Here is a 15,179-nt window from a genome sequence, read left to right as displayed (position 1 = left end):
GTCATTTCGACCGAGGGCATAATGCGCGCCCGGTCGATCGTCGGCAAGCGGACACAACCTGTATCAATGTAGGGTTTTACACCTTGAAGCGTGAGACCACCTGATTCAGGTCAGCAGCAAGACGCGACAATTCATGACTCGACGCACTGATCTGGTTGGCACCCTGAGTCGACTGCATGGACAGATCGCGAATGTTGACGATGTTGCGGTCGACTTCACGCGACACTTGCGCCTGTTCTTCCGCAGCGCTGGCAATCACCAGATTACGCTCGGAAATCTGATTGATCGACGATGTGATCTCACTCAACGACTCGCCCGCGCCTTTGGCCAGCGCCAACGTCGAATCGGCACGGTCGCGGCTGGTGTTCATCGAGTCGAGCGCCTGCGCAGAACCGCTGCGCATGGCATTGACCATCGAGTCGATTTCCAGCGTCGACTGCTGGGTGCGATGCGCCAACGCACGGACTTCATCCGCCACTACCGCGAAACCGCGGCCCGACTCGCCCGCGCGCGCCGCCTCGATGGCCGCGTTGAGCGCCAGCAGGTTGGTCTGTTCGGCAATCGAGCGGATCACGTCCAGCACCTTGCCGATATCCTGAGACTGATTGGCAAGGTTCTGCACCAGTGTCGAGGTGGCCTGCACGTTGTCGGTCAGTGTCTGGATCGACTGCACCGTCTCGATCACCCGCGTCTGGCCTGCCAGTGCCGAGGTACTGGACTGGGTGGAGGCGTCCGACGTGGACACGGCGTTACGCGCAACTTCCTCTACTGCCGAGGTCATTTCATTGATCGCCGTGGCGGCCTGATCGATCTCTGCATTCTGCTGGTTCAATCCGCGATAGCTGTCCTCGGTGACCGAGTTGAGTTCGGTAGCCGCCGACGCCAGCTGGGTAGCCGAGCTGCCGATGTGGCGCATGGCTTCACGCAGATTGACCTGCATCATTGCCAAGGCACGCAACAGTCGGGTGACTTCGTCTTCGCCGTCGACCTCGATGGTATGGGTCAGGTCGCCGTTGGCAACCTGCTCGGCAGCAGTCACGGCACGTTGCAACGGCCCCACGATACTGCGGGTCAGCCAGAGCGCCAGACCGATGGTGCACAATGCAGCGAGAACGACAAAGACAATGACGATGTCACGTGATTTGTCATATTGGGCTTCAGCCGACTTGCCTTCGGCATCGACTTTGGTGACATAGAAATCAGCCAGATCATTGAGCTGTTTACCGGAACCGTCGACGATCTGTTTCATATCGACCAGCAGCAGCTTGTTCAGACCGGTGCTGTCGCCCTGCCCGGCGAGAACAAAAGAGCGATCCAGCGCGCTGCGGTATTGACCCATGGTGACCATGAACTGGTCAGTCAGGGTCTTCTCTTCAGGGGTGTCGACGAACGTCTTGAGAATGCCCAGCTTCTTGTCCAGATCACCCAGACGTACGTCCAGTTGCCCGCGATAGGTCGGAATGCTCGCAGGGTCGGTGTCCAGTGCCATGCGCAAGGAGATGGTCCGGATACGCAGCATGATTTCCCGGATATCGTTGACCACTCGCATGCTGGGCAGCCAATTGGTCTCCACTGCCACTTCGCTCTGGCGAATGGTCGACATCTGTGCCAGCGCGAACCATCCAAGTAAAGCCACCAACAGGGAAATCAGGGTAAAACCCAGACCGGCACGACGAGCGATTGTGAGTGTGCGTAGATTCATGACCAGTGCTCTTTTGTATTTGGAGGGCAGTATCTGACGCCAAGTTGTCAGACAACCGAGAGCATATCGCCCTTGTCCGACAATTCTTTAGGATTGCTGGTGATAATCAGGTTTTTTACTCAAAAGGCCGATCGGCCAACTGGACCGAGCCTGTGCAAGGCGCTGCCCGAAGGGCAGCCTTCAGCGTCCTGCCGCCATTTGCCAGAGCCGCGCCAGGTCACGCGCGCGGTCGTGCAGCAGGCGACTGGCATCGCGACAGGCCTGTTCAAGGCTCATCGGCCCGCTGGCCAGCGCGAAGGCTGCGCCAATGCCGTGCGGGTAAAGCTGCTCGTAGCCTTCGCCCAGCGTTCCAGCCAGCACGATCACTGGCACTTGCTGGCGCTTCGCGACGCGCGCGACGCCAAGCGGCGTCTTGCCGCGCAAGGTCTGCGCATCAAAACGGCCTTCGCCGGTGATGACCAGGTCGGCCCCGGTCAACGCCTGCTCCAGCCCGGTCAGCTCGGCAACCACCTCAACGCCTGCGCGAAACGAGGCATTCAGATACGCCTTGGCAGCAAAGCCCATTCCGCCTGCCGCGCCGCTGCCAGGGCTGTTGCGCTGGTCCAGACCGAGGATCCGCGCCGAATGGTCGGCGAAACACCCAAGTGCGGCATCCAGCGCCACAACCTGCTCGGGCGATGCGCCTTTTTGCGGGCCGAAGATATGCGAGGCGCCATTCGGTCCACACAGAGGATTATCGACGTCGGCGGCAATCTCGACGCACACGTCAGACAAGCGCGGATCAAAGCCGCTCAGGTCGATACGGGCCAGATCGGCAAGCGCGAGACCGCCCGGTGGCAAGGGCTGATCGTCGGCATCGAGAAAGCGTGCGCCCAATGCCGAGAGCATGCCGCTGCCGCCGTCGTTGGTTGCGCTGCCACCGATGGCCAGAATCACGCGACGGGCACCCGCATCCAGTGCCGCCGAGATCAACTGGCCCGTACCTGCTGTGCTGGTCACACAGGCATCGCGCTGTGCCAGCGTCAGTAATTGCAAGCCACTGGCCATGGCCATTTCGATGATTGCCGTTCTGCTCTCGGCCAGCCAGCCCCAATGAGCCTGGACCGGATCGCCCAGCGGTCCGCTGACCCGGGCGCTCATCAGTTCACCATTGCAGGCTGCCAGCAACGCTTCGATGGTGCCCTCCCCGCCATCTGCCATCGGGCATTTGATCAGTTGGGCATGCGGCCAGACCTCGGCCAGACCACTGGCGATGGCGTCGGCAACGGCCTGTGCACTGAGGCTGTCCTTGAACGAGTCGGGGGCGATGACTATTTTCATTGTTGTTCTCCATATCCGATGCTCGCATGCTCTCATCCGCCACCGGGTTTGCCGCCAGCCCTTCGCACAACGATCGGCAACCGTTATCGGGCATTTGAACAAAAACCGTGTTCAGTCGTGACGAGTGATCATCTGCGCGCCCAGATACAGACGCAGCAGGTCATCGGTCTTGTAAGGATCGCAGCCGGTCAGCTCGCCGATCTTCTCCAGCCGGTAACGCAGGCTATTGCGATGGATGCCCAGGGCTTCGGCGCAGGCCTGGCTTTCGCCGCTGTACTCGAACCATTTGCACAGGGTGTCAAGCAGTTGTACGTGGTTATGCAAACGGCCAATCGGCTCGGCGACGTCTTCAGCCAGCCAGTCGTGGCGGTAGCGCCAGAACAGCACCGGCAAACGGTACGCCTCAAGACGCAGCAAGCGTTGCCCCGGCAGAGCCTGACTGGCGTAATCGAGCAGATCCCGCGCCGCCGCACAGGCATGACGCAAGGCAGGCAGATCAGCAGACTGAGCCACGGTGGCCATGCGCAGCACCGGCCAGCGGTGCTCATCGAACTGCTTGAGCAGCAGCGCATCGTCACGTTCCTTGCCCGTCGCTCGGCACCAGTACAACAAGGTGGGCTCGCGCAGCACGCACCAGCTGTCGGCGTAACGCGTGCCAAGCCAGGTTGCCACCTGGCTGGCAACCTGCCCTTGCTGGTCAAACTGGATCAATACCACCTGACGCGCCACATGCGGCTGCAAACCAAGCTGGCGGGCTTCATCCACCAGGCTATCGGGGCAATCCGGCAGCAGCAGGCGAGCCAGCAGGTCTTCGCTGCGCTGTGCCCGCCATTGCAGGTCAGCCTGCTGACGACGATGTTCCATAAGCATCTCGGCGGTCATCTTCACCAGCTCGCCGTACACCCGGACCTCGTCCGGCTCGCCGGTGATGCCGAGCACGCCCACCAATTGATGATCGAGCATCAGCGGCAGATTGACCCCCGGCTTGACGCCGCCGAGCTGCAAAGCCGCCTGCGAATCAATTTCCACCACCTGCCGGTTGGCCAGCACCCGCTGCGCGCCCTCATGACGGGTACACAAGCGCTCGGGGTCGCCACTGCCGATGATGATGCCCAGGTAGTCCATGACATTGACGTTGTAGGGCAGAATGGCCATGGCCCGGTCGACGATGTCCTGGGCCAGCGCCCGATCAAGGGCGAACATGAAAAGCTCCAGACGCGTGGCAAGGCTTGCAATGGTTAGGCATATGGATACATTTTGTTGAAGTTATAGAACGCCCGAGTGTGCCTGAAAGTGGTCACCGGCGCGACGTACATGGCAGAGTGCCCGCGTCGACCTTTTGAATTTCCACACACGTGCACAGGCCCCTTTTGATCAAATCCCGACTCGCCAGTCTGCTTTCGCTATTGACCCTGCAAGCCTGCACATCAATGGCGGAAAGCGAAGCACCGACGCAGCGTTTTGAAGACTACCGTCAACAAACCATTGAACTGATCCGCAAGCAACGCAACTTCCAGACCGCCGACCACGAGGCCGAACTGGGCTGGAACGCGCCGCGCCAATGGACCCCGACTGAAACGCCCAAAGGCGGCGTTCTGCTGGTGCACGGGCTGGGTGACTCAGCGTGGTCATTCAATGACGTGGCACAGAAGCTCGCCGATCAGGGCTATCTGGTCAGGACCGTGCTGCTGCCGGGGCATGGCACCAGGCCCGAAGACATGCTCGAAGTGCGTCTGGAGCAGTGGCAGCAGGTGGTGCGAGAGCAGACCCAACAGCTAAGCCGCGAGGTGCCGAAAGTCTATCTGGGGGGCTTTTCAACCGGGGCCAATCTGGTGCTCGATTACGCCTATGACCACGAAGAAATTGCCGGGCTGGTGTTGTTCTCGCCGGCATTTCGTTCCAACAGCGGCTATGCCTGGCTGACCCCGTGGATCGGCTGGGCCAGGCCGTGGCTTGCCGCCCCCAACGACGGCCTGCGCCCGATGCAGACGCCGGTTCGTTACATGAACATGCCCACCAACGGTTTCGCCCAGTTCTATCGCAGCAGCGCGCTGGCTCAGGACCGCCTGCATCAACGTCGCTATGACAAGCCGGTGTTCATCGCCATCGCCGAGCACGACTCGGTACTCGACACTGATTACGTGCTGGACAATTTCAGCCAGCGCTTCAGTAACCCCGCCAGTCGCCTGATCTGGTACGGCGACCTGCCCGCCCGCGCTGCCAATACGCCGCGCGTCGAGGTGCGCAAGGACTACCTGCCGGAATACCGCATCAGCCGCTTTTCCCACATGGGCCTGCTTTTTTCAGCGGATAACCCGCTTTATGGCGTATCCGGTAGCCAGCGCATCTGCTGGAACGGCCAGAGCACACCGGACACCGCGAAATGCATGGCGGGCGAGCCGGTGTGGTATTCGGACTGGGGCTATACCGAACCGGGCAAGATCCACGCACGCCTGACCTTCAACCCGTATTTCGAGTGGCAAACCCAAGTGATGCTCGGCGTGCTGAATGCAACACAGTAAAACTCAAAGGCTCTTACTCCAGCGGCACCAGTCGCTCACGGCTGTTGCTCAGGTGCGTCCACATCGCCGCACGCGCTGCATCCGGGTCCTTGCGGCGAATAGCGCTGAGCAGTGCTTCGTGTTCAAGGTTGGCCAGATAGCCTTGATGCGCGAGGTTATTGCCCGCCCGCTCGCTTGACGCAATGCGGCTACGCGGAATGATCGCGCTGCCCAGGTGCTGCATGATTTCCATGAAATACGGGTTGCCGGTGGCTTCGGCGATGAGCATGTGAAAGCGTTTATCGGCCTCCACACAGCTGTCGTCATTGGCCAGCAGGTCCTGATAATCGTCCAGTGCCTGACGCATGGCCGCCAGTTGCTCATCGGTGCGGCGCACAGCGGCCAGCGCGACGGCCTGGGTCTCCAGGCCAATACGCAGTTCGATGATATCGCGCACCCGTGAAACGGTTTCAACCTTCAGACGCAGGCCGGTCTGGTCACTGCGCTCCAGCACAAACGTACCGATGCCGTGGTGGGTCACCACCAGCCCTGACGCCTGCAACTTGGAAATGGCCTCGCGCACGACAGTGCGACTGACGCCGTGCTCACGAACGATCTGGTTTTCGGAAGGCAGCTTCTGACCGGGTGCGATTTTGCCCAGCAAAATACGCTGGCTCAGTTCGGTGACCAGATCGGTGGCCAGGCTGTGCTGACGACGTTTGGGCGCTGCGCTGACAGGCTCTTGCATGGCGAATGAATCCTGACTTGTCTGGTTGGGCTGCCGTATCACGGTCATAACTGCGCGAATGTTAGGTTGAGTGCGCAAAAAGGCCGGTGGCATCGGCCTGCGCGGTTGTCTTACTTGTATTACAAGCTATCTGTCACTGTCAAAGCTCTTGATTAACCTCGAAGCGTTTTTTTCAACAGCACAGCTTGAAAGAAACGGCACGTGAATAGGTCATACCCGACTCATAAAAAAGGCTAATACCCAGCAATCAATGGGTAAAAATATTAAATTAACATCGTCATACTGACGTGCCCTGCGCATGTACCTGCACCCAGAAAAACTTTCCCAATCGTCCAAATCATCAGCATCAGGGGATTGCACAAGCCTTTTTTACTTGTATGATGACCGACAATGCGAGGGACACACTTCGCACATACCCGCATAAAAACAACGAGTGGGAGATTCAACTGTGAGCACATCCAATTCCAGGATGGCCGACGGCACTGATTCGGTTCTGAGTTCAGCCGTATCGAAGGTCAAACGTCACGTCCTGCCGCTTTTCGTCATCATGTTTATCGTCAACTACATCGACCGGGTGAACATCGGCTTTGTGCGTTCGCACATGGAGCATGACCTGGGTATCGGTGCTGCTGCCTATGGCCTGGGTGCCGGACTGTTCTTCATCGGTTATGCCCTCTTCGAAGTCCCTTCCAACATCCTGCTGCAGAAAGTCGGCGCACGTATCTGGTTGACGCGGATCATGCTTACCTGGGGCATCGTTGCTGCCTGCATGGCCTTCATCCAGAACGAAACCCACTTCTACATCCTGCGCTTTCTGCTGGGCGTGGCCGAGGCAGGCTTCTTTCCAGGCGTGATCTACTACTTCACCCGCTGGTTGCCCGGGGTTGAGCGCGGCAAGGCAATTGCCATTTTCCTCAGCGGCTCGGCCATCGCTTCGCTGATTTCCGGACCACTGTCAGGCCTGCTGTTGCAGATCACCGGTTTCGGAATGAAAGGCTGGCAGTGGATGTATTTCATCGAAGGCATGTTCTCGGTGGGCCTGTGCTTCTTCGTCTGGTTCTGGCTGGACTCCAAACCGCACGACGCCAAATGGCTGACCCGCGAAGAACAGGACGCGTTGGTCAGCGCCATCGATGCCGAACAGGCTGCCCGCGAAGCGGCGACGCCAGTCAAAGCCTCCATCGGCAAGTTGCTCAAGGACAGCCAGATCATTCTGTTCTGCCTGATCTACTTCTTCATTCAGTTGACCATCTACGCAGCGACCTTCTGGCTACCGAGCATCATCCGCAAAATGGGCAGCCTGACTGACTTTGAAGTCGGCATGTTCAACTCCATTCCATGGCTGCTGTCGATCATCGGCATGTACGCTTTCGCCACGCTGTCCGCCAAGTGGAAGCGCCAGCAGGCGTGGGTAGCGATTGCGCTGCTGATTGCCGCTGCCGGGATGTTCATGTCCACCACTGGCAGCCCGATCTTCGCCTTCGTTGCCATCTGCTTTGCAGCACTGGGTTTCAAGTCGGCTTCGTCGCTGTTCTGGCCCATCCCGCAAGCGTATCTGGATGCACGTATCGCCGCAGCGGTCATTGCGTTGATCAACTCGGTGGGCAACCTGGGTGGCTTCGTGGCGCCGACCACTTTCGGCTTGCTGGAAGAGCACACCGGCTCGATCCAGGGCGGGCTGTATGGTCTGACGGTCACATCGATCATTGCCGCAATCATCGTCTTCGCTGCGCGCAATACGCCCAAGCCAGGCGCGACGCCGGTAGCCGCCATCCATACCCCGGCCACGCATTGATGCAGGTTCGAAGCGACGCCATTACAGGCCATATTTTTTACGGGATCAGCTATGAACATTCAACAAGCCAACATCACCAGCAAGGCCCCTGTCATTACCGAGATGCAAGTAGTGCCAGTGGCTGGCCATGACGACATGCTGCTCAACCTCAGCGGCGCGCATGGCCCTTACTTCACCCGCAATATCGTGATACTCAAGGACAATGCCGGGCATGTCGGCGTCGGCGAAGTGCCGGGTGGCGAGTTGATCCGCCAGACGCTGGAAGACGCACGCTCGCTGGTGGTCGGCAGCAGCATCGGCACTTACCAGAAGATCCTCAATGCGGCACGCAAAGCCTTCGCCGATCGCGATTCGGGCGGCCGCGGCCTGCAGACCTTCGACCTGCGCATTGCCATTCACGCTGTCACCGCGCTGGAAGCCGCCCTGCTCGACCTGCTTGGTCAGCACCTGGACGTACCGGTTGCTGCATTGCTGGGCGAAGGTCAGCAACGTGATCAGGTCGAGATGCTCGGCTACCTGTTTTATGTCGGCGACCAGCGCAAAACCGACCTGGCCTACCGCAGCGAGCCCGACGCCGATAATGACTGGTTCCGCATTCGTCATGAAGAAGCGCTGACTCCGCAGGCGGTGGTCCGTCTGGCTGAAGCTGCGCACCAGCGTTACGGCTTTCAGGACTTCAAGCTCAAGGGCGGCGTACTGAGCGGTGACGCAGAGATCGAAGCTGTCACGGCGCTGGCTGAGCGTTTTCCCGATGCGCGTATTACCCTTGACCCCAACGGAGCCTGGTCGCTCAAGGAAGCCATCCGCCTGTGCCGCGATCAGCATCACGTGCTGGCGTATGCCGAAGACCCGTGCGGCGCGGAAAACGGTTATTCCGGTCGCGAAGTCATGGCCGAGTTCCGGCGCGCTACCGGGCTGAAGACTGCCACCAACATGATCGCCACCGACTGGCGGGAAATGGGCCATGCCATTCAATTGCAATCGGTGGACATTCCACTGGCTGATCCGCACTTCTGGACCATGCAGGGCTCGGTACGTGTGGCGCAGATGTGCAACGAATGGGGTCTGACCTGGGGCTCGCATTCCAACAACCATTTCGATATTTCTCTGGCGATGTTCACCCACGTTGCCGCTGCGGCACCGGGCAACATCACGGCGATTGATACCCACTGGATCTGGCAGGACGGCCAGCGCCTGACCAAGGCCCCGTTGCAGATTATCGGCGGTAAGGTCGATGTGCCCAAGCAGGCGGGGCTGGGCGTCGAGCTGGACATGGACCAGCTGGCCAAGGCTCACGAACTCTACAAAGGCATGGGCCTGGGCGCACGCAATGACGCAGTGGCCATGCAGTTTCTGATACCGGACTGGAAATTCAACAACAAGCAGCCTTGCCTGGTGCGTTGAGCCAGCTTAAAAAACCACTCGCCGCCTGCTGACAATCTGGCTGGCACACGGCGCGCAACCCCCTTGCGCGCCGTTTTTTTCAAATCCGGCTTGGCATGCAAAATGGGCATGCTACTGTCTCGTAATCTCCTGTAACGACTAGACCGCATGCGCCATCTTGCCCGCACCCGCCCTCGCCTGACGCTCGCAGCTCTGGTTGGCCTCACCGCCGGCATTGCCTGGGTCTGGCTGATCCCCCACGCAACACTCACGCAGAGCCTGCTGACCGGCTGGGACACAGGGGTATGGCTGTATCTGATCCTTATTTTCGTTCGCACACTGCGCAGCAATGCTGACGATGTCCGCCGAGTCGCGATGATGGAAGACGAAAACGCGGGCGTCATTCTGGTAACGGTCTGCGTGGCGGCACTGGCGAGTCTGGCGGCCATCATCTTCGAAGTCGCGAGCAGCAAGGGCTTGTCCAGCGACGCCAAAATGCTCCATCACGCCTTTACCGGTCTTACCGTCATCGGTTCCTGGCTGATGATCGGGGTGATCTTCAGCCTGCATTACGCACGCATGTTTTATACCTGGAAAGGCAAGGAGCCCGCGCTGGCGTTTGTCGGCGGAGAAAAGCACCCTGACTACTGGGACTTTCTGTACTTTTCGTTCACCCTCAGCGTTGCGGTACAGACCTCCGATGTCGGCGTCGCGACCCGCGAAATGCGCAAGGTTGTGCTTGGTCAGTCGTTGATCTGCTTTGTGTTCAACACCGCGATTCTGGGCTTTTCGATTAATATCGCTGCCAGCCTGTTCAATTAGTGCTCGGTTTCATACAAACCCGTCAAGAGGCCTTCAGACAATGACCCCGTTGAAAATCGCAGTGCTCGATGATTGGCAAAACATAGCCAGCGATGTGGTGGACTGGTCGGTGCTCGACTCCGTGGGCGACATCAGCTTTCTGCACGACTTCCCGGCCGACACCGCAACCATGGTGCAACGCCTGCAAGGCTTCGACATCATTTGCCTGATGCGTGAGCGAACCCTGTTCGATGAGGCACTGCTCAGCCAACTGCCTGCGCTCAAATTGCTGGTCACAGGCGGCATGCGCAATGCGGCGATTGATATCCCTGCGGCCAAGCGGCACGGCATTGTGGTGTGCGGAACAGAAAGCTATAAACACGCAGCACCGGAACTGACCTGGGCGCTGATCATGGGCATCACCCGCAATCTGGTGGCCGAGGCCAACTCTTTGCGCGCGGGCAACTGGCAGGTCGGGCTGGGCAGCGACCTGCACGGCAAGACCCTGGGCATTCTCGGGCTGGGCAGTATCGGCAAATGGATTGCCCGCTACGGTCAGGCGTTCGGCATGCAGGTCATTGCCTGGAGCCAGAATCTGACACCCGAAGCGGCTGCCGAATCGGGCGTCACGTACGTCAGCAAACAGCAACTGTTCGAACAGGCGGACGTGCTCTCGGTGCACCTGGTACTCAGCGACCGCAGCCGTGGCCTGGTGGACGCGGAGGCACTGGGCTGGATGAAACCGAGCGCCTACCTGATCAACTCGTCACGCGGCCCGATCATCGATCAGACTGCGCTGCTTGAAACACTGCAACAGCGCAACATCGCAGGCGCCGCACTCGACGTGTTCGACATCGAACCGCTGCCGGCCGATCACCCGTTCCGCACGCTGGACAACGTGTTGGCAACACCGCATATCGGGTACGTCACCGAAAACAACTACCGGACCTTTTATGGGCAGATGATCAAAGACATTCAGGCCTGGCATGCGGGCTCGCCGATTCGGCTGCTTGGCTGACACGTTGTACGCCGTTAAAACGGTAATCTGTCGGCTCAGTCACTCAGACTTTTTGTTGCTCTAAAAACCCTGTTTATGCGACCCTGCTCCGCTAACAGATAACGCTCAAAACAGGATTACGCCAGGACGCCATATTCCAAGGAAGAACAGAAAAAGAAAAACGTTAATAAAAGCGTCATCTTAAGTTTCCCTCCCCGTTATATGAATACTGCAATCCACTAAGTTATAGCTGGCCTGGCGACTTATTCTCCTGTTTCGCAGGGCGCAGCCACTTGTCGCACGGAGCCTACAGAGACATTCGATGAATATTCGCTCAGACAGGTCATATGACCCCCTCATGGCCGCCAGGGAAAAGCCTGTAATGGCCGGTAGAACCACGCGTGCTGTGGGCGCTGGCGCTACTGAAGCGAATCCGGATACGCAGGCGAAGCTCGACACCTACACCGCCTCTGACAGCCGCTCCGCCGAGGCACCGGAAGCTTTTCCGGTCTACACGAGAACCATGCTCAGTCGAAATGCTCGGTCACTGGAAAGCGAAGCATCCCCGTCGGATAGGGCATTGCTTGCCAGTCAAAAAGCGCTTGTCAGCCAGAACGATACAAAGGCTGTTGGAAGCGAAGTGGCCGCGGTGAAGGACAGCACGGCCCTTTCGGACGCAGAAAAAAAAGCCAAGGAAGCAGAAAAGGCCGCTTCTTCAGAGGCAGCCAAAGCTGCCCAGACCGTCGCGCGCGGGGGAGCCAACGCCAATCCTGATGACATCGCCACACCTGCTGCTGCCACGAAGATGATTCAGGACCTGAAAACGATTGGAGGCGGGACCTTACGCTTCCAGATGACGCATGATCAGATCAAGGACGCCAGGCAGATGGATAAGCTCAGGGCATTGCTTAGCGAAGGAGACAAACAGGGTGTGAAAGTTCAGTTCACCTTTCGCGACAATGCGAACCAGGGTGGCGGAAACGTGCTGACCGGAGAAAAGTTGAAGCAGGCCTCGGCCGACATCAGTAATGTGGTCAAAAAGTTTGGCAGTCGTACCAGTTTCGTACTGGACACTTTCAATCAGGGCGGCAAAAGCGCCAGTCAGGACTGGGCTGACATGCAGACCACATTAATTAAAGCCGCGCGCAATTCCGGCTATAAAGGAACTATTGTTGTCGAGGACAGCAACTGGGGAGGTGGCCTGACTGCTGGCCCGCAAAGCGGCCTGGTCAAGTTTGCCGATCAATTAAAGGCCGCCAATGGCGAAGGCAACCCTGCCCTGATTGGCAGTTTTCATGTGTACGCCAGGGAAAGCGAAGCCTCTTCCCGGCTCGGAAAACAGATCAAGGCACTGCGAGAGGCTGGTTATAAATTCCAGATTGGCGAAGTGGGTAACGCCAAATTTCTGGTAGGAAACACGTTCCAGCAAAAGGACGAAGCCACCAAAGCCTTGCAGGATAATATGACCGCTCTCAAAGCAGCCGGAGCGGACATTCTACCTGGCAAGGACCAGTTCCAGGATGGCAAACTTCGCCGCCGTGCCGGCTTTTCAAAGTCAGATCAGTTCTTATGATTCAATACGGCGCGTGATCAGGGTCCGGTATCCATGACACACGCTGCTGAACCTGACCCTCAAAGGGTCAGGCTTTGCATCTCAGGTACTTGCACCATCACAACGTATAAGCAATCCCCACCTGCACCGTCCGCGGCGCCCCCGGATACGCATAGACGTTGCCAAACGCACCTTCCTCATACTCGGTATCGAAGACGTTCTTCAGGTCCAGGTTGAGCTTCACCTGCTGGTTGACCTTGTAGTACGCCAGCAGGTCGAACACGGTGTAGCTGTCCATCGAAAAGGCGACATTGGCGGTGCGCCCGGCGCGCTGGTCGACATAACGACCGCCGCCGCCCAGACCCAGGCCGCGCAAGGCCCCCTCCTGAAACTCGTAGACGTTGAGCAGGCTGAAGGTCTGCTCAGGGATGTTCATCAACCGTGTGCCGGAGCGCAGCGTGTTGTCCTTGGTCACTTCGGCGTCGACGTAAGCGTAGCTGCCCATCATCCGCCACTCGGGCGTCAGGTTGCCGACCACGTTGAGATCCAGGCCACGGCTGCGCACTTCGCCTGCCGCTACGCTGAATGTGGAATCAACCGGGTCGGTGGTCAGCACGTTACGTTTCTCGATCTGGTAGATCGCCGCATCAACACTCAACTGGCCTTCCAGCGCTTCCCACTTGGTGCCGATTTCGTAAGACTTGCCCTCTTCCGGCTTGAAGCCGCCACCCAGCCGGCTCGCGCCGCTGTTGGGTTTGAATGAACGTGCGGTATTGGCGTAGACAGCGATGGTGTCGGTCAGGTCGTAGCTCAGGCCAACACGCGGTGTGACGGCATTATCGCTGGCGGTCCAACTGCTGGTGCCGGGCAAAAAGGAATCGTAGTCATGTTCAAAACGCTCCAGACGCACGCCGCCCAATAGCTTCAGGCGCTCGGTCAACGCCACCTGGTCCTGCACGAAGGCAGCCCAGGTCTTGAGGTTTTCCTTGTCGTGGGTCGTGGTCCGGGTAAGTGCTGGCCGGGCCTGACCATAGACAGGGTTGAAGATGTCTATGGGGTAGGCACCGACGGCGCCGCTGGAACGCTGGATGATCGACTTGTAGTCATAATCCTCATACTCGACCCCGGTCAGCAGCGTGTGGTCGAAACCACCGACGGAAAAGTGCCCGGTCAGGTTCAACTGCACATCGCGATCTGTCCATTCCAGCTTGCGATAGTTGAAGTTGCGCCCGAGAGTGCGACCATCTGCCGCCAGGCCGTTGGCCTCGATGGCATTGCCTTGCAGGGAACCGTCGAGAAGCTGGACGCCGCCACCCAGCTTCCAGTCGGCATTGAGGTCATGGTCGAAGCGCAACTGAGCCATGTTGTTGTCGTTATGCAGCTTGCCCACGCTCTTCTCACCGAAGAACGTATCGCGCGAGGCGGTACTCGTCTGGTTGGCATAACGCGTCAGGCCACGATCCAGCGGTGCATTGTTGCGCATGAAGTCGCCTTCGAAGGTAATGCGCGTGGCGTCATTGACCTCCCAGCTCAAAACCGGAGCCACGCCATAGCGTTCGGTCTCGACGTGATCACGAAAGGTATCGCCGCCTTCGCCCACGACGTTGAGGCGATAGGCGAAACGCCCTTCGTCATCGAGCGGACCGGACGCGTCCAGCGTGCCGCGCTTCATGCCCTGATCATTGAGCTGGCTGCCCAGCGTGACCTTGCGCTCGGCCAGCGGCTGCTTGGAGACCACGTTGAAGGTGCCGCCCGGATCGCCCCGGCCGTACAGCGTAGTGGCCGGACCGCGCAACACTTCAAGGCGCTCGATGGTGTTGGCATCCGGCATGTTCGGATAGCCGCGATTGATCGGGAAGCCGTTGCGATAGAACTCGCCGGTGGTAAAACCGCGCACCGTGAATGTAGTCAGCCCTTGACCGCCGAAGTTGTTGGCCCGCCCGACGCCACCCGCGTAGTCCAGAGCGTCCTGCAATCGTGTGGAACCGATGTCTTCTACCGCGTCGCGGGTCACAACGCTGACGGACTGTGGCGTTTCATGCAGCGAGGTATCGGTGCGCGTGGCGCTGGCGGAGCGTGTGGCCCGATAGCCTTCGACCGGCCCTTGCGCCGTTTCGGCATTGGCAGCGCCCTGGATGTCGATATTCTGCAACTCTACGGAAGGTTGCCCGGCAGTAACCTGGTCAGCCCAGGCGGCTTGAGAGATCGCTTGAATGACGCAAAGTGAAACGAGAGTACGACGCATCGACGTGCAGCCCTTGGCAAGAAACCAGGCCTCTTGGGACCCGGCAGGATTTTTCGCGAATAGTACAGATTCGTATTAACACCTGATACAAATTCGCAAAAATATCTTTTGCCCATGCTGCGCATCACACTTCGC

11 protein-coding genes and 1 pseudogene are annotated in these 15,179 nt (G+C 59.0%); 6 read left to right on the top strand and 6 right to left on the bottom strand.

What is annotated here, in order from left to right; translation table 11 throughout:
* Positions 1–76 precede the first annotated feature (76 nt).
* From RYA97_RS26465 to RYA97_RS09575, 4 genes and pseudogenes are all read right to left on the bottom strand, one after another.
* Entirely contained in the window at positions 77–916 is an 840-nt protein-coding gene (locus RYA97_RS26465; RefSeq protein ID WP_371911623.1) for a methyl-accepting chemotaxis protein, read from the bottom strand.
* Between the two features lie 15 nt (positions 917–931).
* Positions 932–1,702: pseudogene (locus RYA97_RS26460) on the bottom strand (MCP four helix bundle domain-containing protein); the annotation flags it as partial.
* A gap of 180 nt (positions 1,703–1,882) precedes the next feature.
* Positions 1,883–3,022: a glycerate kinase gene (locus RYA97_RS09580; protein WP_002553929.1), complete on the bottom strand. Its 1,140-nt coding sequence runs from the start codon at positions 3,020–3,022 to the stop codon at positions 1,883–1,885.
* Positions 3,023–3,133: 111 nt separating this feature from the next.
* Positions 3,134–4,225: a sugar diacid recognition domain-containing protein gene (locus tag RYA97_RS09575; RefSeq protein ID WP_057405167.1), complete on the bottom strand. Its 1,092-nt coding sequence runs from the start codon at positions 4,223–4,225 to the stop codon at positions 3,134–3,136.
* A gap of 227 nt (positions 4,226–4,452) precedes the next feature.
* Between RYA97_RS09575 and RYA97_RS09570 the strand changes: the two genes are divergently transcribed.
* Positions 4,453–5,544: an alpha/beta hydrolase gene (locus tag RYA97_RS09570; protein ID WP_005745897.1), complete on the top strand. Its 1,092-nt coding sequence runs from the start codon at positions 4,453–4,455 to the stop codon at positions 5,542–5,544.
* 13 nt (positions 5,545–5,557) lie between these two features.
* Here RYA97_RS09570 and RYA97_RS09565 read toward each other — a convergent pair whose 3' ends face one another.
* Positions 5,558–6,271: a FadR/GntR family transcriptional regulator gene (locus RYA97_RS09565; RefSeq protein WP_002553932.1), complete on the bottom strand. Its 714-nt coding sequence runs from the start codon at positions 6,269–6,271 to the stop codon at positions 5,558–5,560.
* Positions 6,272–6,740: 469 nt separating this feature from the next.
* Here RYA97_RS09565 and RYA97_RS09560 point away from each other — a divergent pair, with 469 nt between their 5' ends.
* From RYA97_RS09560 to RYA97_RS09540, 5 genes are all read left to right on the top strand, one after another.
* A complete protein-coding gene (locus RYA97_RS09560) occupies positions 6,741–8,066 on the top strand; it encodes an MFS transporter (protein WP_005745896.1) in 1,326 nt (441 codons plus the stop codon).
* A gap of 51 nt (positions 8,067–8,117) precedes the next feature.
* On the top strand, positions 8,118–9,470 hold the full coding sequence (gene gudD / locus RYA97_RS09555) for a glucarate dehydratase (protein ID WP_005780105.1): 1,353 nt from the start codon (positions 8,118–8,120) through the stop codon (positions 9,468–9,470).
* Between the two features lie 147 nt (positions 9,471–9,617).
* Entirely contained in the window at positions 9,618–10,271 is a 654-nt protein-coding gene (locus RYA97_RS09550; protein ID WP_117139414.1) for a DUF1345 domain-containing protein, read from the top strand.
* A gap of 40 nt (positions 10,272–10,311) precedes the next feature.
* On the top strand, positions 10,312–11,268 hold the full coding sequence (locus RYA97_RS09545; RefSeq protein ID WP_005745893.1) for a D-2-hydroxyacid dehydrogenase family protein: 957 nt from the start codon (positions 10,312–10,314) through the stop codon (positions 11,266–11,268).
* A gap of 301 nt (positions 11,269–11,569) precedes the next feature.
* Positions 11,570–12,820 carry a cellulase family glycosylhydrolase gene (locus RYA97_RS09540; RefSeq protein WP_039847471.1) on the top strand — a complete coding sequence of 417 codons (1,251 nt, stop codon included), beginning with the start codon at positions 11,570–11,572 and terminating at the stop codon, positions 12,818–12,820.
* Between the two features lie 97 nt (positions 12,821–12,917).
* Here RYA97_RS09540 and RYA97_RS09535 read toward each other — a convergent pair whose 3' ends face one another.
* Positions 12,918–15,044 carry a TonB-dependent siderophore receptor gene (locus tag RYA97_RS09535; RefSeq protein ID WP_005780100.1) on the bottom strand — a complete coding sequence of 709 codons (2,127 nt, stop codon included), beginning with the start codon at positions 15,042–15,044 and terminating at the stop codon, positions 12,918–12,920.
* Between the last annotated feature and the right edge of the window lie 135 nt (positions 15,045–15,179).

It is taken from the genome of Pseudomonas syringae group sp. 26L6 (assembly GCF_032587815.1).
GTDB lineage: Bacteria > Pseudomonadota > Gammaproteobacteria > Pseudomonadales > Pseudomonadaceae > Aquipseudomonas > Aquipseudomonas amygdali.
This window is presented reverse-complemented; position numbering and strand designations above follow the sequence as displayed.